This window comes from Corynebacterium pyruviciproducens ATCC BAA-1742 (genome assembly GCF_000411375.1).
GTDB classification, from domain to species: domain Bacteria; phylum Actinomycetota; class Actinomycetes; order Mycobacteriales; family Mycobacteriaceae; genus Corynebacterium; species Corynebacterium pyruviciproducens.
Map to the genome: position 1 here is coordinate 190,709 of NZ_KE150448.1, position 21,451 is coordinate 212,159.

The 21,451-nt window shown below is 62.2% G+C and carries 18 protein-coding genes; 7 read left to right on the forward strand and 11 right to left on the reverse strand.

Annotated features, from left to right (window positions below):
• Positions 1–87: 87 nt before the first annotated feature.
• The gene (locus HMPREF1219_RS10375; RefSeq protein WP_245554461.1) at positions 88–1,092 is read left to right on the forward strand and encodes an HNH endonuclease signature motif containing protein; all 1,005 of its coding nucleotides are present in this window, start codon (positions 88–90) and stop codon (positions 1,090–1,092) included.
• A 1-nt stretch (position 1,093) separates the two neighbouring features.
• Here HMPREF1219_RS10375 and HMPREF1219_RS10380 read toward each other — a convergent pair whose 3' ends face one another.
• Together HMPREF1219_RS10380 and guaB are read right to left on the reverse strand one after the other, a co-directional pair.
• Positions 1,094–2,218: a GuaB3 family IMP dehydrogenase-related protein gene (locus HMPREF1219_RS10380; RefSeq protein ID WP_016458890.1), complete on the reverse strand. Its 1,125-nt coding sequence runs from the start codon at positions 2,216–2,218 to the stop codon at positions 1,094–1,096.
• 13 nt (positions 2,219–2,231) lie between these two features.
• The gene (guaB, locus tag HMPREF1219_RS10385) at positions 2,232–3,758 is read right to left on the reverse strand and encodes an IMP dehydrogenase (protein WP_016458891.1); all 1,527 of its coding nucleotides are present in this window, start codon (positions 3,756–3,758) and stop codon (positions 2,232–2,234) included.
• Positions 3,759–3,856: 98 nt separating this feature from the next.
• On the opposite strand from guaB, the gene HMPREF1219_RS12350 reads away from it, so the two are divergent.
• Both HMPREF1219_RS12350 and HMPREF1219_RS13295 read left to right on the forward strand, forming a co-directional pair.
• Positions 3,857–4,216, forward strand: coding sequence for a DUF5319 domain-containing protein (locus HMPREF1219_RS12350; RefSeq protein ID WP_051120566.1), 360 nt, complete (start codon positions 3,857–3,859; stop codon positions 4,214–4,216).
• Positions 4,217–4,231: 15 nt separating this feature from the next.
• A complete protein-coding gene (locus tag HMPREF1219_RS13295) occupies positions 4,232–4,633 on the forward strand; it encodes a hypothetical protein (protein ID WP_245554462.1) in 402 nt (133 codons plus the stop codon).
• A 304-nt stretch (positions 4,634–4,937) separates the two neighbouring features.
• On the opposite strand, the gene HMPREF1219_RS10395 is transcribed toward HMPREF1219_RS13295, so the two are convergent.
• Positions 4,938–5,513, reverse strand: coding sequence for a sigma-70 family RNA polymerase sigma factor (locus tag HMPREF1219_RS10395; RefSeq protein ID WP_016458893.1), 576 nt, complete (start codon positions 5,511–5,513; stop codon positions 4,938–4,940).
• A gap of 200 nt (positions 5,514–5,713) precedes the next feature.
• Here HMPREF1219_RS10395 and HMPREF1219_RS10400 point away from each other — a divergent pair, with 200 nt between their 5' ends.
• The gene (locus HMPREF1219_RS10400; RefSeq protein ID WP_016458894.1) at positions 5,714–6,025 is read left to right on the forward strand and encodes a WhiB family transcriptional regulator; all 312 of its coding nucleotides are present in this window, start codon (positions 5,714–5,716) and stop codon (positions 6,023–6,025) included.
• 37 nt (positions 6,026–6,062) lie between these two features.
• Here the strand turns inward: HMPREF1219_RS10400 and groL are convergent, their stop codons facing one another.
• From groL to HMPREF1219_RS10425, 5 genes are all read right to left on the reverse strand, one after another.
• Positions 6,063–7,643 carry a chaperonin GroEL gene (gene groL / locus HMPREF1219_RS10405; protein ID WP_016458895.1) on the reverse strand — a complete coding sequence of 527 codons (1,581 nt, stop codon included), beginning with the start codon at positions 7,641–7,643 and terminating at the stop codon, positions 6,063–6,065.
• Positions 7,644–7,648: 5 nt separating this feature from the next.
• Complete coding sequence (gene groES, locus HMPREF1219_RS10410) at positions 7,649–7,939, reverse strand: co-chaperone GroES (protein WP_016458896.1); 291 nt, start codon at positions 7,937–7,939, stop codon at positions 7,649–7,651.
• Positions 7,940–8,057: 118 nt separating this feature from the next.
• Positions 8,058–8,297, reverse strand: coding sequence for a FeoC-like transcriptional regulator (locus HMPREF1219_RS10415; protein WP_016458897.1), 240 nt, complete (start codon positions 8,295–8,297; stop codon positions 8,058–8,060).
• Complete coding sequence (feoB, locus tag HMPREF1219_RS10420; RefSeq protein WP_040427765.1) at positions 8,294–10,144, reverse strand: ferrous iron transport protein B; 1,851 nt, start codon at positions 10,142–10,144, stop codon at positions 8,294–8,296. Before feoB ends, HMPREF1219_RS10415 begins: the two co-directional genes overlap by 4 nt.
• A 171-nt stretch (positions 10,145–10,315) precedes the next feature.
• Positions 10,316–10,501 carry a FeoA domain-containing protein gene (locus tag HMPREF1219_RS10425; RefSeq protein ID WP_005390427.1) on the reverse strand — a complete coding sequence of 62 codons (186 nt, stop codon included), beginning with the start codon at positions 10,499–10,501 and terminating at the stop codon, positions 10,316–10,318.
• Positions 10,502–10,728: 227 nt separating this feature from the next.
• Here HMPREF1219_RS10425 and HMPREF1219_RS10430 point away from each other — a divergent pair, with 227 nt between their 5' ends.
• Positions 10,729–11,310 carry a hypothetical protein gene (locus HMPREF1219_RS10430; RefSeq protein WP_016458899.1) on the forward strand — a complete coding sequence of 194 codons (582 nt, stop codon included), beginning with the start codon at positions 10,729–10,731 and terminating at the stop codon, positions 11,308–11,310.
• Positions 11,311–11,325: 15 nt separating this feature from the next.
• Positions 11,326–11,847, forward strand: coding sequence for a hypothetical protein (locus tag HMPREF1219_RS10435; RefSeq protein WP_016458900.1), 522 nt, complete (start codon positions 11,326–11,328; stop codon positions 11,845–11,847).
• Here the strand turns inward: HMPREF1219_RS10435 and HMPREF1219_RS10440 are convergent.
• Positions 11,798–12,754 (reverse strand): TDT family transporter, encoded by a 957-nt coding sequence (locus tag HMPREF1219_RS10440; RefSeq protein WP_084594783.1) that lies wholly within the window; start codon positions 12,752–12,754, stop codon positions 11,798–11,800. The two genes, HMPREF1219_RS10435 and HMPREF1219_RS10440, sit on opposite strands and share 50 nt — an antisense overlap.
• Positions 12,755–12,815: 61 nt before the next feature.
• On the reverse strand, positions 12,816–13,244 hold the full coding sequence (locus HMPREF1219_RS10445; protein WP_016458902.1) for a hypothetical protein: 429 nt from the start codon (positions 13,242–13,244) through the stop codon (positions 12,816–12,818).
• A gap of 233 nt (positions 13,245–13,477) precedes the next feature.
• Here HMPREF1219_RS10445 and HMPREF1219_RS10450 point away from each other — a divergent pair, with 233 nt between their 5' ends.
• Positions 13,478–14,947 carry a gluconokinase gene (locus HMPREF1219_RS10450; RefSeq protein WP_156823301.1) on the forward strand — a complete coding sequence of 490 codons (1,470 nt, stop codon included), beginning with the start codon at positions 13,478–13,480 and terminating at the stop codon, positions 14,945–14,947.
• Between the two features lie 94 nt (positions 14,948–15,041).
• Here the strand turns inward: HMPREF1219_RS10450 and HMPREF1219_RS10455 are convergent, their stop codons facing one another.
• Positions 15,042–21,161, reverse strand: a complete 6,120-nt coding sequence (locus HMPREF1219_RS10455; RefSeq protein ID WP_040427829.1) for a Rib/alpha-like domain-containing protein — start codon at positions 21,159–21,161, stop codon at positions 15,042–15,044.
• Between the last annotated feature and the right edge of the window lie 290 nt (positions 21,162–21,451).

Genomic DNA, 21,451 nt, shown 5'->3' on the forward strand with positions numbered 1-21,451 from the left:
TGATTTCGAGCTATGGGGGACAATCCTTTTGAGCAATTGGGGGCTCTGCAAGCGCAAGGAATGGCGATTGTGGAGGGCGGCGCAGGTATGTCGTACACCGACATAATGCGCTACGGGTACAGCCGCGACCAGGCAAAAGACCTGGAAAAACTGGCGCAGGTGTACTACCGCAGGACGAATTACTCGCGCGTGCAGGCCGCCTCAGTGGCAGCTGCGCATGCCACGGCCAAGTCCCTGGATAAGTTGCTGCTCATAGAAAAACAGGTAAAGAAGCTTAAGAATAAAAAGAACGCGTGGCCCATGCGCAAGGTACTCACCGCCGTGCGGGGCCACGCCGGCGACATCAGGAGGGAGGCCAAGCGTCTCATTGAAGCGTGGAACCCCCACGTGGACGAGGACACAGACGCCACGCCCAAGGCCCACTTCTGCGATGTGAAGAACACGCTGCGCCGCAAGCTCGTCCTTGAGGCTGACGAGCACACCCTCAGACAGAAGGAGCTTGAGGCCCGGAAGCTAGCGCAAAAGTGCGGGATTACGTTGGGGGAAGCCGTCGTCAAGCTACTTGTGGAGGGAGGACCCGTGGCACCGGCGCGCACCACCATCATTGTGGGCCTGGAAGCGGGCACGAAAATTGAGCGGGGCGAGGGAGACGACATCATCGTCGGGCTTACCGACGGCTCCCGCCTCACCGGTGCCCAGCTCGCCGAGCGCGCCTTCCTCGACGCGGGCCACGTGGTCCTCGTCCACCCCGTCGAAGGCGCCGTCGACGTCTACAGATTCAAACGCACCGCCACCGTCAAGCAGCGGATCATGGCCAAGGCCGAATCCCCCATGTGCGCGTGGCCCGGCTGCACAAAACCCGCCGACGAGTGCGAAATCAACCACAACATACCGTGGAAAGCGGGCGGGCCAACAAACATCGCCAACCTCTCCCCGCTGTGCGCGTTCCACAACGGGTGGGCCAACAACCCCCGGCACGGGCGGCTCGTGAAAATCCGGGGCGTGACCTACCGGATCCCGCCACCCGGCGGCGGACCCAAGCACCGCAACGAGCACCCGGTAGCGATGCTCGGCGCGATGGCGTGGGTGTAACTTACACCAGGTCCAGCTGGACCTTCTGGAAACTCTTCAGGTCCGTGTAGCCGCACTTACCCAAGCTGCGGCGCAACGCACCATTGAAGTTGTACTCACCGAGCGGGCTGGAACTCGGCCCATGGAGCACCTGCTCCAGGCTGACCAGCTCGTCACGCTCCTGCACCTGCTCCACGAGCGAGCGCGGGAACTTCGGGTGCGCGGCCGACGCCTGCCAGTACAGGCCCTCGCCCGCGGCCTCCTTGGCCTTGGCCAGGGGCGCGCCGAGGGTGACGGCATCCGCGCCGCAGGCGATCGCCTTGACGGCGTCGCCGGTGAGCTCGATCTCGCCGTCGGCGATGATGTGCACGTAGCGGCCACCGGTCTCGTCGAGGTAATCGCGGCGGGCGGCGGCGGCATCGGCGATGGCGGTGGCCATCGGGGTGTTGATGCCGCTGGTGGCCCAGTTGGTGGTGTCACCCGCGCCGATGATGACACCTGCGGCACCCGTGCGCATGAGGTGCAGCGCCGTGTGGTAATCCGACACGGACCCGGCGATGACGGGCGTGTCCAGGGAGCCGATGAACTCCTTGAGGTTGAGTGGCTCGCCCTCCTTGGTCACGTGCTCGGCGGACACCACGGTGCCCTGCACCACGAGTAGGTGGAGGCCCGCCTGCTGGAGGACCGGGGCGAGCTCGCGGGCGTGCTGCGGGGAGACGCGCACGGCGACGATGGCGCCGGCGGAACGGACGGCGGCGATGCGCTCGCCGAGGAGATCGAGATCGAGCTCCTTCTGGTGCATCTGCTGGAGCACGCGGGTGGCGGCCCACTCGTCGTCCTCGTCCTCGAGCGCCTCGCGGATCTGCTCGATGGCGGCGTTGAGGTCCGTTTCCCGGCCCCACAGGCCCTCGGCGTTGATGACGCCCAGCCCGCCCTGCTTGTCCATCTCAATGATGAACTCGGGGGTGGCCAGCGCATCGGTGGCGTGGGACAGGAACGGGGTCTCGAACTCGTAGGCGTCGATCTTCCAGCGCGTGTCCACGTCCTTGGAGCTGCGGGTGCGCCGCGACGGGACGACGGCAACGTCGTCGAGGTGGTAGGTGGTGCGGGCCTCGCGCCCGATGCCGATTTCTTTGTGTTCGCGCATGTCCTTGCTTCTCCTAGCGCAGTTCGTAGTTGGGGGCGGCGACGGTCATCTGGATATCGTGCGGGTGGCTCTCGCGCAGGCCGGCGGCGGTGATCTGCACAAACTGGGCCTTCCACAGGTCCTCGATCTCGTGGGAGCCGGTGTAGCCCATAGCGGCCCGCAGGCCGCCGACGATCTGGTGCAGGACGGAATCGATGTCGCCCTTGAACGGGGTGCGGCCCTCGATACCCTCGGGCACGAGCTTGTCGTCGCTGGTGACGTTAGCCTGGAAGTAGCGGTCCTTGGAGTAGGAGCGCTTCTCGCCGTGGAGGCCGCGGCCCTGCATGGCACCCATGGAGCCCATGCCACGGTAGCGCTTGTACTGCTTGCCGCCGACGGTGATAACGTCGCCGGGCGCCTCGGTGGTGCCGGCGAGCATGGAGCCGAGCATGACGGTGGAGGCACCAGCGGCGAGCGCCTTGGCTACGTCGCCGGAGTACTGCATGCCGCCGTCGGCGATGACAGGCACGCCGGCCTTGTGGGCGGCGGCGGAGGCCTCGAGGATGGCGGTGATCTGCGGGGCGCCCACACCTGCCACGACGCGGGTGGTGCAGATGGAGCCGGGGCCGATGCCCACCTTGATGGCGTCGGCACCGGCGTCGATCATGGCCTGCGCGGCGGAGCGGGTGGCGAGGTTGCCGCCGATGATCTGGGCGCGGTCACCAAAGTCCTTCTTCAGGCGGGCGACCATTTCCAGGGCGAAGTTGTTGTGGGCGTGGGCGGTGTCCACCACGAGGGCATCGCAGCCCGCCTCGATGAGTTGGGCGCCGCGGTCGTAGGCATCCTTGTTGGTGCCCACGCCGGCGGCTACGCGCAGTCGGCCGGCCTCGTCCTTGGTGGCCAGCGGGAAGGCCTCGGACTTAACAAAGTCCTTCACTGTGATGAGGCCGACGAGCGTGTTGTCGTCCTTCACAATCGGCAGCTTCTCCACGCGGTGCTCGGACAACAGCTTGAGCGCCTCGTCCTTGGTCACACCCTCCTTGGCCACCACGAGCGGCATCGGCGTCATGACGTCCTTAACCAGGCGGTTCATGTCCGGCTCGAAGCGCATGTCACGGTTGGTGCAGATGCCAAGCAGCTTGCCCTTCTCGTCCACCACGGGCAGGCCGGAGATGTGGTACTTGCCGCACACCTCGTCCACCTGGGCGATGGTCATGTCGGGGGTGGCAACAACAGGGTCGGTAATCATGCCGGATTCGCTGCGCTTGACGCGCTCCACCTCGTGCACCTGGTCCTCCACGGAGAGGTTGCGGTGGAGCACGCCGATGCCGCCGTGGCGGGCCATGGCGATGGCCATGCGGGCCTCGGTGACGGTGTCCATGGCGGCAGAGAGAATCGGGATGTTGAGTTCGATGCCGCGGGACAGGCGCGTCTTGGTGTGAACTCCGGAGGGGATGACGTTGGATTCAGCGGGGAGGAGGAGGACGTCATCGAAGGTGAGTCCGGTGAATGCTACCTTGTTGGGATTGTCACCACCGGTGTGAACGGGCGTAGAAGTCACGTGAGGTTCCTTAAAATTCAGTTGGTTGTGCAGATACTCACACTATAGTTCCCGTATTGATACCTTTGGTCCGAACCCCTAGGCTTGTTGCTGTGTCTATGCCAATTGATCCTTTCGCCGGTGATCCGAACGATCCTGCCTCGTTTATCGAGGACGATGACGCTGATGGGCAGCGCCCCCTGTCGGCGGAGCAGCGCACGTCACTGATGGAGGATTTGCGCTGGTTGGGTGAGTTTAAGAAGCACATTGCGCCGCGCGGGTACCGGGGCATTTTCTTCTTCTGCGAGGATTGCCAGGAGAACCATTTTTATGATTGGGATATTCTGGCGGATCACTATCGCGCGATGCTCGACGGGGAGCTGACGCCGGTGCATGAGCCGAGCGCGTTTGCGCACCCGGAGGATTACCTGCCGTGGGATTACTGCCTGGGGTTTGTGGACGGCATCCACGCCCGCTAATTGATGATCGGGGGCGTGCCGATTTCCGGCGCGTGCGTGGGGGTGGTTGTGGGGGCCGGAGCGACGGTCCCGGTTGCCATCGTCGGCGCGACGACGGTGGTGGGGGGTAGGCGTGGGCTCGGGCGCGACGGTGACGGTGGTGGTCTCCGTGACGGTGACGGTGGGCTGTGCCTCCGTGGTCGTAGGCTCGGCAGGTGGTTGCTCGCTGGGGGTGGCCGTCACAGTAACGGTTTCCGTGGTTTCTGGCTTGTCGACGTCCCCATCGTGGGTTGCCGTATTCTCCAGCGCGGCGGCGAGAACGTGGGCCTGCTCGAGCAGCGCGAGGGCGCCGTCTGTGTCGCCACGGGTGCGGGCGTCGTCGGCCTGCTGGAGGGTGGAGGCGAGCTCCACCACGGCGGCGTGGTTGCCAAACAGTGACTTGTTGGCGGCCCACAGGGCGTCGCCAGGCTGGGAGTTGAAGATCGCGCCGCCCACGCCGGCGATGACGAGCGCGGAGGCGGCGGCGCCCACGAGGCCGGCGCCGAGGAAACCCTTCCAGCCGCGGCGACGATCGTCGAGAGACGTGACGGGGCGCGGGGCGGCGGGGATGTCGCGAGAGACCTCGCCCACCAGTGCTGCGAAATCTGCGGCGAACGGGTCGTTGCCGTCGGAGGGGTCCTCGCCCCTGGACAATGCCGTCAGGAATGCATCGGTGGCGGCTTCGTCGCTGAATCGCGAACCATCACTCATGTGCGTTCACACCTTCACTCTCGTACATCCTGCGCATCGTGGCGAGCGCCCTGTGCTGGGCGACGCGCACGGCGCCGGGAGTAGAACCTACAATCTCCGCCGTTTCCTCGGCGGTTAAGCCAACAAACACTCGCAAAATAATGATTTCGCGGGCCCTGTCACTTAAACAATCGAGAATCTCCCTGACTCTGTTACTACCATCTTCTACCAGGGCGTATGCCTCGGGAGTAAGGCCAGAATCTGTGGACTCTGGAACGGTGTCGGTGGGGGTTGTCTTGTCGCGGCCCATGGCGCGGTAGGCATCGGCAACCTTGTTGGAGGCGATGCCGTAGACAAAGGCCATGAACGGCCGCCCCTGATCTTTGTAGCGAGTAATCGAGTTCGCCACGGCGAGCGTGATCTCCTGGGCAACGTCGTCGGCGCCTGGGATCTTGCCACCGGAAATGCGGGCGCGCGTGTAGCGGACGACGGCGGGGTGGATGATCCGGATGATGGCACGCAAAGCACGCGCGTCGCCCTCCACTGCCCGGGGGACGAGCGGGGCTAACTCCTCGTCAATCTCACTCATTATTCCCCTATCGTACCGTACGGTGTCAAAAATTCACCCAGGCTTAACCTTTCGGCATTATGCGTGGTCACGCCGGGTTTGTTACCGGGGTGTTTACAGCTAGTCATGCGCTTGTAACCGTTGTGCTACCCCATGTTCATAAAGGTACATAAAACTTCTAAGTTGTTATTCGTCATAAGTCAGTTGAGGAGTGTGACCCGATGCCACAACCGCGAAAGTTACCTGGACCTAGTTTATCCTTGTGGGATTGGCAAACGCACGGCTCGTGCCGCGGCAAAGATTCATCCTTTTTCTTCCACCCGGAAGGCGAGCGCGGACGCGCCCGCACCCGGCGTGAGAACCGCGCAAAAGCAATCTGCAGCTCCTGCCCCGTCCTCGAGCAGTGCAGGCAACACGCTCTCAAGGTGGCCGAGCCCTACGGCATCTGGGGCGGGCTGAGCGAATCGGAGCGGGACCTCATACTGCACCCACGCAAGCGGCACCGCTCGGTGGCAGCCATGGCGAAGGTATAAAAAAAGGGAGCCCGGTGGGCTCCCTTTCTTGTGCTTATTATTCTGCGGGCTTATCCACCACGGAAGCCTCGGTGGTGAGAACCATCCGGGCCACAGAGGTGGCGTTGACTACTGCCGAGTGCGTGACCTTGACAGGGTCAATAATCCCCTGCTCAATAAGGTTGTCGTACTCGAGGGTGGCGGCGTTGAAGCCAACGCCGTTGTCTTGCTCGCGGATCTTGCTCACTACGACGGAGCCGTCGAGGCCAGCGTTTTCCGCAATCCAGAACGCGGGCTTATCCAGGGCGGTGGCCAGGGCGAGAACGCCCGTCTTCTGGTCGCCCTCAAAATCGTCGGCAAAGCTGCGCAGCTCTTCGGCGATCTGGACGAGGACGGAGCCACCGCCGGCGACGATGCCTTCCTGGGCCGCGGCGCGCGCGGCGTTGATGGCATCCTCCACGCGGAGCTTGCGTTCGGATTGCTCGGTCTCGGTGGCTGCACCCACGCGGATGACGGCGACGCCACCGGACAGCTTGGCCAGGCGCTCCTCTGCCTTCTCCTTATCCCAGGAGGAGTCCGTCGTCTCGATGAGGTGACGGATCTGTCCACGGCGCTTCTCCACGGCCTCGGCGCTGCCGGCACCGTCGACAATGACGGTCTCGTCCTTCGTGATGGTGACACGGCGAGCGGTACCGAAGTGCTCCTCACCGGCGTCGCGAAGCGTAATGCTGACCTCGGGGTCAATGACGGTAGCACCGGTGACCACGGCGAGATCATCCATGAAGGCCTTGCGGCGCTCGCCAAAGTACGGCGACTTCACGGCGGCCACCTTGAGGGACTTGCGGATGGCGTTGACCACGAGCATCTGCAGCGGCTCGCCGTCGACATCCTCGGCAATGATGAACAGCGGACGGTTCGCGCCGGCGACCTTCTCCAGAACGGGCAGGAAGTCCGGCAGGGAGCTCACCTTGTTGCGAACGAGCAGGATGGCCGGGTTCTCCAGCACTGCCTCCTGCGAGTCCACGTCGGTAATGAAGTACGGGGAAAGGAAGCCCTTGTCAAAGGACACACCCTCGGTGATGTCGAGTGTGGTGTCGATGGACTGTGACTCCTCGACGGTGACGACACCGTCCTTGCCCACCTTCTCCATCGCGCCGGCGACCAGCTCGCCGACCTCCGGGTCGCGGGAGCTCACCGTGGCGACGTTCGCGATCTCTTTGGCGGAGCTCACGTCGGTGGCGCGCTGGCGCAGCAGCTCAACGGTCTTCTCGGTGGCGGTGGCGATGCCCTTGTTCAGCTCGATGGGGTTCGCGCCCGCGGCCACGTTGCGCAGCCCCTGGCGGATGAGCGCCTGGGCGAGCAGGGTGGCGGTGGTGGTGCCGTCGCCGGCTATGTCGTTCGTCTTCACGGCGACCGACTTGACCAGCTGGGCGCCGAGGTTTTCAAACGGGGCGGAAAGATCAATCTCGCGGGCGATGGTCACGCCATCATTGGTGACGGTGGGGGCACCGTAGGATTTGTCCAACACGACGTTGCGTCCGCGAGGGCCGAGGGTCACCTTGACGGCGTCGGCAAGCTCATCGACTCCCGCCAGGAGCCCCTCGCGGGCTTCCTGATCAAATGCAATGAGTTTCGACATACAGATTAACCCTCGATGACTGCCAGAATGTCGCGTGCGGAGAGGATGAGGTACTCTTCGCCGTCGAACTTAATCTCGGTTCCGCCGTACTTGGAGAACACGACAACGTCACCCTCGGAGATGTCCAGCGGAATGCGCTTGCCATCCTCGAAGCGGCCGGGGCCAACAGCCTTAACGGTGGCCTGCTGCGGCTTCTCCTTCGCGGAATCCGGGATAACCAGACCCGATGCAGTAGTGGTCTCGGCTTCGTTGATCTGAACGAGAATACGATCCTCAAGCGGCTTAATCTGTGCCACGGTAATCCTCCATGCTTTTGTGGTTGAATTTGAGCGGGTTAGTTTCCGGGTGGCCGCCGTCGCGGGTGGACAACCAGATCCAAAAACAACCTCTTCTGGCACTCTACCCCTGAGAGTGCTAGCACTCAAGTTTGAGGAGTACCGGACCCCTGCCCCGGCCACATCGGCTCGAAATGGCGCAGGAAGAACAGTTGCCGGCGCACGACCGCATCTCCTCACGGGTGAGCCTCCCCGACCGCTCCAGAAACTCAATGACGGCATCCACCGTCGCCGGCTGCAGCGAACACCTGCGGGCCACCTCGGCACGGGAGGTCGCCCCCTCCTTCAGCGAGGCCAGGACAGACTGCACCGGACTCATAGCCCGAACACCTTCAACAGGTTAAAGGCACCGACGGCGAGCAGCCAGGCGAACACGAGCTGCACGCCGAACCCGAACATGGTCCACTTCCACCCGATCTCGCGCCGCTGGGCTGCAAGCGTTGCCACGCACGGCGTGTACGCGAGCATGAAGAGCATGAACGCCCACACCGCGGCGAGTGGGTGCCCGCCAGAGGATTGCTCGAAGTCGGCCCGGACGTTGGTGGCAAGGGAACTCTCCGCCTGCTGGTCCGGAGCTTCATCCGTAACATCCTCCACGGCGTACATCTGGGCCCAGGTGGAGATCACAGCCTCCTTAGCCACGAACCCGGTAATGAGCGGGCCGGACAAGGTCCAGGAACCGAAGCCAGCGGGCTCGAACACGGGCGCTACGGCCTGGGCCACCGCCCCGTAGGCGGACTCCTCCGGCGGCGGGTTGAGCTCCGTCGTGCCGTTCACAGGGATAGCCATGAGCAGCCACACAACGGTCACAGTGGCGACGATGACCGTCGCCGCGTCGTGGAGGAACCCCTTGAGGCGTGTCCACGTCACCGTGGCGGCCAGGCGCGCCGTGGGCAGCTGGTACTCCGGGAGATCGATGATGAGCGGCTCGTCGGGCATCGACCTCCACAGCGTGTGGCGGAGGATAAGACCCGTCAGCGCGATGAGCAGGATGGAGACCACGTACATGGTGAACACCGCGAGGCTTGCGTGGGCCGGGAAGAAGATGGTGGCCAACATGAGGAATACGACAAGCCGGGCCGAACACGAGGCAAACGGAATGAGCAGGGAGGTCAAGATCCGTTGGCGCGGGGAACCGAGAACGCGCGTGGCGGAAATCGCCGGCACGTTGCAGCCGAACCCCACGACAATGGGGATAAACGCCTTGCCGGGCAGCCCGATCGCCCGCATCGTGCGGTCCGTCACCACTGCGGCGCGAGCCATATAGCCGGAATCCTCAAGGATGGCGAGGCAGAGGAACATGAGGCCCATGAGCGGAAGGAAGCTGACAACCATGCCAACACCGCCGATGATGCCGTCGACAAGCAAGCCAGTGACGAGCGGATGATCCAAGCCGACCTGTTCCAGGAGCCAACGTGCGCCGTCGGCAACGGGGCCGGTGATAACGCCCTCGGCCCAATCCTGGAGGGGTGCGGCAAGAGTAATGGTGATGTGGAATACCGCGAACATCGCGGCGAGGAACACGATCGGACCACCAACCGGGTGCAGGGCGACGGCGTCGATCTTCTCCGTCAAACCTGGTTCGGTCTCATGCTCGCTAGCCGCCGCAGAGACGAGGCGATCAATGATCTCGAATCGTTCCTCGATGTCCTTTTCCGGCCAGCTCGTTGTCGGACCAATGAGTGCGGCGCGGACGGCGACCTCGATCTCAGCGAGCCCCGTGCGGTGGCGACCATCAACGGGAATAACGGGGAACCCGAGCTCCTTCTCCAGCTGCGCCGCATTGATCTCCGTGCCGTGCTTCTCCGCCAAATCGCACTTGGTCAGGGCGACAAGCAGGTGGAAACCGTGCTCGACAAGCTGCGTAACCATGTAGAGACTGCGGCCGAGCGCCGTCGCGTCCACTGTGGCAACAACCACGTCGGGACGCTCCTCAAACGGAACATTAAGGAGGAGATCGCGAGTGAGCGCCTCATCCGGGCTCATCGGATCCAATGAGTAGGTGCCAGGAAAATCGATGAGGTCGCAAACGCCGTCGGACAAGGCCCAGGCGCCACGGGACACCTCAATAGAGGTTCCCGGCCAGTTACCTGTACGCACCTTGGACCCAGTCAACGCGTTAAAGAGCGTAGACTTGCCGGAGTTCTGGGCTCCAACAAGAGCCACCGACGGTGACCCCTTGGGAGCAGGAGATGTCTCTGCCGCACAGTGCGCACAGCTAGGTGCCTGCGCTACCGTGGACGCAGATTGGGTTTCAGACATGGTAAATAATCCCCTAGTGTAAAAACGGAAAGACGGCACCGGACCCCACCCCGCACGCCGCCACAGGAAAGAAAATTAGATGAGACCGAGCGAGCGAAGGGTCGCTTTATCCAGCGCGTAACGGCTCTTGCCGACGCTGACCACACGACCACCGCCGGAGGTCTTGCCACCAAGCTGAACGTCAACGTTGCGACGCAGACCGAGTTCAGCAAGGCGCCGTGAAACCTCGGGGCGGGTAGGCATCGAAGTGATCGCCGTCATGGTCAACTTCCTTTCAAAAGCTGGCTCCAGTGATAGTTATCACTGGACTAAGTATTTGCTAGGCAAGTCTCACCTTACTAGGTGAGTTTAAAATACCCTAAACCTGGGGATGTGAGTTTTTCACAAAAGCGACACGCCGGTACTTTGGGTCCATAAACTAGGGAGTGAACCTGGATAGAGTTATTGCTACACTACAGGTCAACTCAAATTTGATGGGAGAATCGCCCATGCACCAGAGATCCGCTTTACTCCTCGTATGCGTCTCCACTCTTGTGCCTTTAACTTTCACTCAGCCAGTCGCCCTCGCCGAGCCGGCCCCCGCAACCGCGAACCAGGTCCAGCCGCAGGGACTCCACCTCTTGTACGCCGATACCGATGTCCTCACCGGGCAGAAAGCCGGGTATTCACTGCAGTACGTCGGCGCCGATGGGGAGCGAGCAGACAGGATCCACGGCAACGTAACCGTCACTATTGACGGGGCGAAGACCGCCTACACCGCCCGTTTCAACCACGGATTTGCCATCTTCAAGAACATCACGTGGGACACGCCATCTACCGAGGCGCACACACTCGAGTTCACGGCGACCGCCGACGATGGCACCGTCCTCGGCACAGCACAAGCCAGCACCCGCGTGCAGCAGGCACCGCCGCCGGAGCCGGAGCCGGATGCGTCGACAAGCTCACTGCTGTCGTCTGGAATCAGCCTGACACCCGGCAACCCCGACCCCTCGACTGTCTCTGAAAACACAAAGTACTACATGGAATATGCCAGGGAGCTGGAGAAGCAGCTCGCAAAACTCGGCAAGTAAAGAAAGGTTTCCACAATGAAGAAGATCACCTGCACCCTCGCCCCCGTTCTCGCTCTTGGTCTGGCACTCCAGGCACTGCCCGCCTCCGCCGCCATTGCAGATATCCACGACAATCCGATCACGGGCGTACAGAAAGATGCTGTATCTAACAACAAGGTTGTCGGCGTAGAAAAGGACGCCGTCAAGGTCAATGGAATCGAGAACGCAACCGTCGCAGAAGGCGCCATTAAGGGCATCGAAAAAGACGGCATCAAGGCCAACGGCATCGAAAACGCCAACATTCACGAGGGTGCCTTCAAGGGCATCGAAAAGGATGGGGTCAACGCCCTCGTTGGTGCACCCGGCATGGTGAACGTTAACGACGGTGCACTGCGGGTCGTCGTCGCAGACGTCCTCGGTTCCTCAAAGCTCTCCGAGAACCCCGGCGTCACCGCTGGCTTCTCGATTGCCGCCGTCGGTGCGCTCCTCGGCGGCATCGCAGCACTCGTCAGCGCGATGGGTCTAACACCCGCGATTCAGGCCGCCCTCGGTCTGTAACCCAGCTAATAAACCGGCTGGCACATAATCCCCAGTGGGCGATGAGCACCACGGGGATGCTGAGCGCCACCACGTCGAGCCAATGCGAACCGCTGACGAGCGCGACCTGGTGGCCACCCATGCTGACGGTTCCCGGCGGGAACGTGCATGACCACCACGCAGGTGAGTAGGCAACCCACCGGGCCGCATTGGGGTAGAAGATTGTCATAGCGTAGATCGCCAGGGGGATGGCGATGACGAGGGCAACCCGCCCATACAGGATGGAAAAAGGACCGGGGTAAAGAATCTGCATTGCGGTGGTCGACTGGCCAACGACGCCAAGCGGCACCCACGCCGTGGCAGACTTGGCACCCATGAAATCCACCTTGCCGTGCCACGCAGCCCAATACACACCGGCAAACGTGGGAACAGCAGTAAACAGGGACATACAGAACAACACCGTGCCCATGACGTGGTACGTGCTGCCGTAGTCGCGAGCGAGCCAACCGGCGACCGACGCGGAGATCATCGGCCCCACAAGCGGCAAACCCCACGTGAACTTGGGATCGCCATGGAAACGCGTGAGCTGAATCCCCCACGTGATCACGGTTACGGGCCCACCGATCCAAAATCCGATGAGCCGGAAAAGACTGTTGCCGGTAAGCCCAGACAGTGCAGCACCGAGTGCGAGGATGCCAATAAAGTACATGGACCATTCCGCCATAGTGGTGCGCCTGAAGCTCGGCTCACGGTAGCGCGCAAAGCCTACAGTGAGCTCGACGAGGATAGCGCACGCAATGACGGCGAAAATGCTGGCAAGGAAATGAAGGTGCTCTTCAACGAGCAGGCGGGCAACAATGGACGTGCCCATCAGGCTTCCGCCCCACGCTGGACCGGGTGGTGGAAGTTGGCGGAATTTATTAGTCACAGACCGCTATGATATTCCCCACACTGCCCCGCCAGCGAACACTTTGCCCGCAAACGGGCAGCTACTCGGCCGCGGGAAGGTTCAGCGCGGCGGCGCGCCACAGGGCGTAATCCTCCGGCTCGTCCTCCATGTAGTTCTTCACGGCGCGGATACCGTCATCAACGAGCGCGATCTGGTCGAAGGAAATATCCTCCCCCTCCTGCCCGACGAAGATGACCGGGCCGACAACGGCGTTGGTGGGGTCGGTGAGGAACGCGGAGTTACCGGTTGCGGCCTCATTCTTGGCCATGGAGGCGACGGGGTTGGGCTCCACCCCGTCGCCCTCCTCGTGGCTCAGGTGCAGCGCGGCGAGCGTGGCGTTGTCGCGCTGCTGGAACGCCACCGCCACGCGGTCATCCACGTTGCCGCCGATATACGATGCGGCCTCATCGATATCGAATTCGATTGCCCTGGCTGAAAGGTCCGGTTTTACAAGGTATCCACGTGTCATGGTGTGCTCCTGCTCAGTTGGTTTGATCCCGAATGGCACAACGTGACAGTGCCACGCATCTACAGTATTAGCGCGCCGAGGAAAGCGCAGTACATGACAGCAAACCGTCACCATCATTTAACCCTGGGTTAACCCCAGGGGCCGTTTTTCTCCCCCGTGCGTACCCCTCCTTACATAAACTGGTGTTTAAGTCCGATCGCCTAGTAGGAAGGCTCTCCCCTATGATCCCCACAATGTCGATCAAGCTGAAGGATGCCACCGCACCGTTTGTTCTCGCCATGGATGTGGGCTCGACGGCCTCCCGCGGCGGGCTGTACGACGCAACCGGGTGCCCGGTGAAAGGCTCCAAACAGCGCATCGCCCACGAGTTCACCACCGGCCACGACGGCGAAAGCACCATCGATGCAGACCAGATGGCCGAGGAGTGCCGGCAGATTGTGGACGGGATCGTGGACTTCGCGGCGGACAAGGACCTGCGGATCAGTGCCGTGTGCTTTGACTCGTTCGCCTCGAGCTTCCTCCTCGTCGACGCCGAGGGCAATGCCCTCACCCCATGCGCGACGTACGCCGATTCCCGGTGCGCGCCCTACGTGGCCCAGCTCGAGGGGCTTATCGACGCCTCCGCCTACCACCAGCGCACCGGCGTGCGTGCCCACACCTCCTATCATCCTGCCCGGTTCCTGTGGGCCAAGGACCAGTACCCTGAACTGTGGTCACAGACCGACAAGGTGATGACGATCGGCGAATACGTGTACCTCAAGCTCGCGGGCGTGGAGGGGCTCGCCACGTCCACGGGTGCGTGGAGCGGCATCGTCAACGCGCACACGGGTGCCCTCGATACCGAGGTTCTGACTGCCTGTGGCGTACCGGAATCCATGATCGCGCCGCTGCGCCTGCCCACCGAACCAGCCTTCCCCACCGGCCTACCATGGCCCGCCCTCGAATCCATCCCATGGTTCCATGGGATTCCCGACGGCTGGCCATCCAACGTCGGCCCGGGAGCCACCGATGCCTCCACCATCGCGGTGGCGGCGGCGACGTCGGGAGCCATGCGCGTCTTGCTGCCCCAGGCACCCGAGCACATCCCCGAGGGGCTGTGGTGTTATCGCGTCTCGAGCGACCAGGTCATCCTCGGCGGGGCGCTCAACGATGTGGGTCGCGCGATCAGCTGGCTGGAACGCACCGTTGTAGCGCTCCCCCACGAGGAGATTGAGGAAGCCCTGGCGGGTGCCCCCTCGGAGCACGCGCCCGAGGTGCTGCCGTTCTTCTCCGGGGAACGGGCGACCGGGTGGGCATCGGGAGCGAAGGCATCGCTGGTGGGAATCACCGACGACACCACACCCCTGGGGCTGTGGCGGGGCATCATCGAAGGCATCGCGGTGTCCTACGGGCGCATCTACGATGAGCTGGATGAAGCCGGCGCCCAGCCCGAACGGGTGATCGCCTCGGGGCGGGTGACCACCGACCACCCGGCGTGGCTCCACATTCTCGCGGACACGCTGCGCTGCGACGTGGTGCCCCTAGCCATGAAGCGGGCGACGCTGCGTGGCACTGCACTCATCGCTCTAGACATCATCGCCCCGGGTGTCGATCGCGCCGAGCCGCCGTTTGGGGAGCGCATCTGTCCCACTGAGGCGAACGCCGAGTACTACCGGGAGCTGCGGACGAATTTTGAGGCCTTATACAAGGCTCTAGTGAAATAAAAAGCGCCACCCGGAGGTGGCGCCATGCGGTGGTGGGACCAGTTCACCACCGTGAGGTGAGGGAGGCACGCCGTGTGGCGCGCCTCCCTATTTATTACTCGGATTCAGTTGTGTCGGTTTCCTCGGTGTATTCGGATTCCTCCGCGTACTCCGTGTCCTCCTGAGCCTCAGTCTCGGCATCGCTGGCAGCACGGTTAGCGGTGCCGTCGGTCTTCGGCTTGCCATTCTGGTCGAGCTCGGTGGTCTTCTCACCCGTCGGGGTCTTGTTGCCGTCGGAGGAGAAGATGTTGCCGGTCTCGTCGGTCTTGATGGCGCTGAAGTCCCAGCCCTTGCCGGAGGTGCACTTGGACAGGTAGTAAGCACCAACCAAGCCGGCCGCAGCGGTCAGGCCGAGGATGGTGAGGATACCGCCGGCGTTGACCTTGATGCCCGAGTTAGCGAACTGGGCGTTGAGGTCCTTGATGAACTGCGGCTGCTCACCGGGGTTAGCCGGGCGCAGCGCATCCAGCTGCTGCTTGACACTCTCCGGGAGGGGCAGCTCGATCTGGGTGAGCAGACCGATGATACCCAGCGGGATGAGGTAGAGCAGCGGGTTGGTGTACCAGTCATCGTTGTCCTCGAAGCAACGCTGGATGGAGAACGTGGTCTCCTTAGAGATGGAGGCAACCGTCGGCGTGACTGCTACCTTGGCCACCTGCTTGGAGCCATCCGGGAACGTGACGTTCACCGGGATTTCCCGAGCAATACCAGTCACGGCGTCCTCCGGTACGGTGACCTTCACGGCACCGGTTGCAGGATCGACGAGCTCGGCGGTCCAGCCCTGCGGAACACCAGCCTGGTCAACCTCGAAGGTAGAGCCAGCCGGAATGGCGTTGCGCTCGATTGCGTCCGTGGCCTTGAGATCCAGGTACGGCTTCGACGTGAGCGACGCACCCTGGTTAGGAGCGAGACCGGGGTAGGTTACCTGGCTGGTCGCCGCAATGTTGGCGTCGATGAGGTCAGCCTTACCGTTACCGTTCTTATCGGTAATGCCGGGGTGGCCCATGCCGTCTTCGCCAGGTGCAACCGGACCCTCCGGGACCTCAGATTCGTCCTTGTTGAGGAGACCGTCGCCATCGTTGTCGCGGTGGCCATCGTTGGTGATGCCGTCGGAAATCGGGTTGCGCGGGTCGAGACCTGCGGCGATTTCGTCGTCGTTGTTCACGCCATCGCCATCGATATCGGGATCGACATTGTCCGGAATTCCATCACCGTCGAGATCGCTCTCGATGAGGTCAGCGACCTTGTTGTTGTTACGGTCGGTGATACCAGGGTGACCCATTCCGTCCTTACCGGCTTCGACCGGGCCGTCCGGAACGTCAGACTCTTCGGCGTTGGTCTTGCTGTCGCCGTCCTTGTCGCCTTCGCCGTCCTTGATCTTGTTGCCGTTCTTATCGGTGTAGCCACCGGAGTACGGGTCGCGCGGGTTGAGGCCCGCGGCGATTTCGTCGTCGTTGTTGACACCATCGCCATCAACGTCGGGGTCGACACTATCCTCAATGCCGTCGCCATCGAGATCGTTATCGATAAGGTCGGCCTTGTTGTTGTTGTTATGGTCGGTGATGCCAGGGTTGCCCATGCCGTCCTTGCCGGGCTTGACCGGTCCGTCCGGAACATCAGACTCTTCGGCGTTGGTCTTGCCGTCGCCGTCTTCGTCACGCTCACCATCGTTGTGGACGCCATCCGACTTCGGGTTGCGCGGGTCGAGGCCCGCGGCCTTTTCGTCGTCGTTGTTCACGCCATCGCCATCGACATCGGGATCCTCAGAATCCGGGATGCCGTCACCATCGAGATCGCTCTCGATGAGGTCGGCGATCTTGTTGTTGTTGTGGTCGGTGATGACGGTGTCGCCGAGTCCGTCGTTATTGGCATCCGGCACGCGGCCAGCAGGAACATCGGATTCCTGGGCGTTGGTCTTGCCATCGCCGTCCTTGTCGCCTTCGCCGTCCTTGATCTTGTTGCCGTCCTTATCGGTGTAGCCACCGGAGTAAGGATCGAGTGGATCAAGGCCAGCTGCGATCTCATCGGCGTTGTTCACACCGTCGCCATCAGCATCAGGATCGTACTTGTCGGGGATACCGTCGCCGTCATTGTCGCCCTCGGTGACTGTCACGGTTGCGGTGATGTCCTCACTGGTGCCGTCCGGGTAAGTGACCGTCACGGTGATGGTCTTCTCGCCTAGGGCCTCGTCCTTGCCGGACTTGTAGGTCAGCTCGCCGGTATCCGGGTCAACGGTTACCGCGTCAGAGTCAAACTTCTCTGCGAACTTGGTGCCTGCAGGAAGCTCCTTGCCGGAAGCATCCTTCGGGGCCGGGAAGGTCGCCATCTTGCCCTGCGGCACGGACTGGTTTTGGTACACCGGCTGGTAGGTGGACCTATCAGCGGAGGTGACCGTCACCTTTGCGTTGACGATCTCGTTGGACCCATCGGCGGTGTAGGTCACCTTGATGGGGAACGTGTAGTCGGTTGCTGCCGTCTCGTAGGTCGGGGCAACGTCGATGGAGCCATCGGCGTTGAGGGTGACCCACTCCGGCAGGGTTTCAGCTGCAGCGTAGGCGGCCGGCTCGTCGATCGGCTTTGCAATCTTCGCCTTGTCCCCCTGAGCGACCGTGACCGGCGTGTACTCCGGGTTGAGGGCGGCTGCGCGGGTATCGCCAACCTGGATGGTGGCGGTAGCAGTGCCGGTGGTGCCATCCGGGTACGTGATGTTCACCTTGACCGGGTAGGAGCCCTTAGCAACATCCTTGCCAGGCTTGACGGTGATGGAGCCGTCCTTGTTCACCGTGGCCCACTCTGGGAAGGTGCCTTCCTTAACGAACGTGGAGCCCTTCGGCAGCGGCTTGCCGTCACTCGTGGGTGCCGGAACCGTCTTCTCCTCGCCAGGATTGACCTGGATCGGCTCGTACACGGGGTTGGCGTACGTGGTGGAATCAGCCTCAGTGACCTTGACCTTTGCGGTCAGGGCATCGGTGGTCTGATCCGGGTAGGTGACCGTAACCGGAATGTCGTAGGACTGAGCCGCAACATCCGTACCGGGCTTCACGGTGATCTCACCGGTAGAAGAGTTGATAGAGATCCAGTCAGCCGATTTGTCCAGGGTGAACACGCTGCCCTGAGGAAGCTTGCCCTTGGTGACCTTCGGGGCTGGGACCGTAGCGGACTTGGTCTGGCGTACGGAAACCTCATCGCCGTAGGCGAGATCGATGGAGTTCGCGTCATTGGCGGTCACGGTGATCTTCTGAGTGGTGATCTCGGAGGACCCATCCGGGTAGGTGACCTTCACCTTCTGGTCGTAGTCCTTGGCCTCGACATCGGTTCCGGGCTTAGCCACAACCTGACCGGAATCCTTGTCAACGGTGGCCCACGGGAGGGCATCGACAAGCTCGTAGGTAGCGTCGGTGGAGGAATCCTTGGGGAGCTCGCCGTACGCCGTCTCACCAGCCTTGACCTTCATATCCTTGTAGGTCGGGTCGAACTGGTTGACAAAGGAATCGAGGACCGTGACGGTTGCCTTGGCTTCCTCGGTGGACTTGTCGGGGTAGGTGACCTCGACCTTCACCGGGTAATCCTTCACCTTCTGGTCAGCGGGAACTGTGGCGGTGATGACACCGGTGGCAGGATCAACGGTGATCCAATCCTCACCGGACACCTTCTTGAAGGTTGTGCCCTTGGGCAGTGCTTCCTTGGTGGCGGCGTCGACAGGAGCGTCGATGGTGCCGGTCTTGCCCTGCTGCACCTCGACAGTGCCGTATTCCGGCTCGTAGGTGCGAACGTCGGACGGGGTGACCTCGACCGGCAGGCGGTAATCGCGGGTGGAACCATCCGGGAAGGAAGCGGTGACGTTGAAGAGTCGCTCGCCTACCTTCTCATCCGGGCCCGGCTTGTAGGTGACAACGCCGTTCTCGTCGACGGAGACCCAATCCGGGGTGCCCTCGGCGAGCTTGAAGGTCGTTCCAGCCGGGAAGTTCTTATTCGCCTTAGCGGTCTCGGTGGTGCCCTGCTGAACAACAACCTTGGGGTACTCGGCGTTCGTCTCAGTAGCCTGGGACGGATCGACGACGAACGTGACGCGGTCCTGGTGGGTGAACGTCTTTTCGCCATCCTTGACGGTGTAGCGGACGACCACGTCGTACTCGCCGGCGGCCGCCGGGAGACCGGTGAGCTCGCCCTTCTCGTTGACGGTCAGACCTTCGGCCCCGTTGACGATGTAGTTGGAGATCTCAGCGCCCTCGGGAAGGCCATCGGTTTCGAGCTTGTGGGTATACGGCACGCGCGACTTGCCATTCGGCAGTGGCGTATCGGTGATAGTGAAGGGGATCTCCTTGGGGAAGGTCTGCTCGACCTTGCTGCCCTTCATCTGCTTGGCCTTGATCGTGGCAACAGTGGTGCCAACCTTGGTCGGGGTACCGGTGATCTCGCCCGTCTTCGGGTCGATGCTCAGGCCCTCGGGGAGGCCCTCGGCCTCGTACTCCATCGTGCGGCCATCGGCAGCTTCCTGCTTGTAGTGGCCGGTGTAGGGATCACCCACGGAGCCATAAGGGTTGGCCTGGTCGTTGCGGGTGGCGAGGAACGAGTCGGCCTGTACCAGCGTGCGACCGGCGTAGAGGCTGGCGGTGTAGGTCTCAGCGGAACCGATGGTATCCGGAACCGTCAGCGGGCAAGTATTGGCCGGAATGTTGCCCAGGTTATCGGAGGCCACATCGCACTTAGCCACCTCGTTACCGGCGGAGTCGGTCCACACGACCTTGTACTGGTAATCCGGGATGAGGTCCGTCGCCCGCACCGTGGCAGTATCGCCCACCGTGGCGGGGTTGGTTGTCACGTTGTACGGGGTGACATCGAACGTGTTGGAACGGGCCTGCAAAATGAAGTGGGCGCCATCGGAACGGTTAACCACGTCGGTGCCACGGCCAGTGCCAACACCATCAAACATCGGGGTCTGCCACGAACCCATGTTCACGTTGGCAGACAATACGCCCGTCTCCAGGTCACCGATGACCGGGTAAACGTACATGTACTGCTGGTTGATGTGCTTGGAGTTCACACCGCCAAGAGCCCAAGAACCTGCGCCGTACTCGGCGAGCTGATGGTGCCGGTCACCGGTGACAATGCCCTTATAGCTGGCGCGATCACCGTAGATGCCACGGAACTGCAGCTTGTAGTTGCCGTCTTTGTCCGTCTTGGTCACCACGGTCTCGGCAATGGCAGAACCCGCGCCGTGGATTTTCTCGTAATCTGCAACGATCTGCTTCTGTGCGGCGCGGAATTCCTCAACCGGCGCGTTCTTGTGTTTCTCCTTCCACGCGTCAAAGAGGAGCGTGACCTCATCGTTGACGTAGGAGCCCACGACGGTGACGTTCTTGGCACGCATATCGCCAGCAGGCCCGTCGGACATACCTTGTGAGTCTGTGCCGCCTGCAGCGTCCCACGTGTTCCACCAGATAAGGCCCTCAACGTAGCCGCTGCCCTCAGGCTTGGGGGCTTCCTGCCATTGGTCCTTCGGCTTTTGCAGCCAGGACAGATCATCCTGGTTGGGGTACTCGTGCAGGGCGATCATCCAGTTGATCACGTGCTTCTCGGCGGAGTTCCACGAGGCCAGGTTGCGGAACGTGGAAGTTCCCACCGGGTAAGACTCTTGGTAGGCCACCGTGTAATGCTTGCCGTCAACGTCCAGCTCATCGCGGGAGGTGAAGACGACAAGCTTCTCACGCGCGTTGGCATCGAAGGTGTGAGAAATGCCCTGCGCGTCCGTGAACGGCTTGAGGTAGATGGAGTAGCGACCCTTCTGGGTATTGGAATTGGTCAGCTCACGGGAGACATCGTAGTAGGTGGGCGAGACGGTGCCGTCCTCGTCGATCCAGTAGGCGTACACCTTGATGCCGTTGAGCTTCTCGTCGTCGTCATTGTAACGGCGGAGAATTCCATCTTTATCGACGTAAATATCGCCGTTGACGGTGTACTTATCGCCCCAGGCGTGCCCCGGAGAGTGAATGGCGTTCTTAATGGGGGTATCGACCGGGACATTGCCACGGTCCTGTGCCTGCGCAACTGCTGCCACCGGCGCTGAAGCCTGAACCGCAACGACACCCGTTGCGGCCATAGCGGTGGAAACGACGATCGCTGTTGCGGAGCGGGAGAAACGACGTACGAAGTCGGTTGCTCCGATGCCGCTCATTGCTCGGGAGATGCGCCCTGGCATCCGACCCGAAGCAAAACGGGTGTTGTTCATTTTTCCTCCGGAAAATTTGGTCCTGAAAATTCCTGTCGAGAAAGTTCCCACGATCAGTGGCGGCTAGCGATGCCAGCAATCGAGGAGACTAAGTCTCAATGGAGCTATTCTTACCCTTTTCCAAGGTTTTGTCTAGTCACCCTTAAGTACCACTCAGGTTGCCTTACCCTCATACTTAAGTTGCATCTGGGCTACATTGCTCAACAATCTAAGGAAAAAGTGGTGCGTTTTACCAG

Excerpts from the sequence above, each read along its gene's own strand:
- HMPREF1219_RS10375 (WP_245554461.1), top strand. The coding sequence starts at position 88 with ATGTCGTACACCGACATAATGCGCTACGGGTACAGCCGCGACCAGGCA.
- HMPREF1219_RS10380 (WP_016458890.1), bottom strand. The coding sequence starts at position 2,218 with ATGCGCGAACACAAAGAAATCGGCATCGGGCGCGAGGCCCGCACCACC.
- HMPREF1219_RS12350 (WP_051120566.1), top strand. The coding sequence starts at position 3,857 with ATGCCAATTGATCCTTTCGCCGGTGATCCGAACGATCCTGCCTCGTTT.
- HMPREF1219_RS10395 (WP_016458893.1), bottom strand. The coding sequence starts at position 5,513 with ATGAGTGAGATTGACGAGGAGTTAGCCCCGCTCGTCCCCCGGGCAGTG.
- HMPREF1219_RS10400 (WP_016458894.1), top strand. The coding sequence starts at position 5,714 with ATGCCACAACCGCGAAAGTTACCTGGACCTAGTTTATCCTTGTGGGAT.
- groL (WP_016458895.1), bottom strand. The coding sequence starts at position 7,643 with ATGTCGAAACTCATTGCATTTGATCAGGAAGCCCGCGAGGGGCTCCTG.
- HMPREF1219_RS10415 (WP_016458897.1), bottom strand. The coding sequence starts at position 8,297 with ATGAGTCCGGTGCAGTCTGTCCTGGCCTCGCTGAAGGAGGGGGCGACC.
- HMPREF1219_RS10425 (WP_005390427.1), bottom strand. The coding sequence starts at position 10,501 with ATGACGGCGATCACTTCGATGCCTACCCGCCCCGAGGTTTCACGGCGC.
- HMPREF1219_RS10430 (WP_016458899.1), top strand. The coding sequence starts at position 10,729 with ATGCACCAGAGATCCGCTTTACTCCTCGTATGCGTCTCCACTCTTGTG.
- HMPREF1219_RS10435 (WP_016458900.1), top strand. The coding sequence starts at position 11,326 with ATGAAGAAGATCACCTGCACCCTCGCCCCCGTTCTCGCTCTTGGTCTG.
- HMPREF1219_RS10445 (WP_016458902.1), bottom strand. The coding sequence starts at position 13,244 with ATGACACGTGGATACCTTGTAAAACCGGACCTTTCAGCCAGGGCAATC.
- HMPREF1219_RS10450 (WP_156823301.1), top strand. The coding sequence starts at position 13,478 with ATGTCGATCAAGCTGAAGGATGCCACCGCACCGTTTGTTCTCGCCATG.
- HMPREF1219_RS10455 (WP_040427829.1), bottom strand. The coding sequence starts at position 21,161 with ATGAGCGGCATCGGAGCAACCGACTTCGTACGTCGTTTCTCCCGCTCC.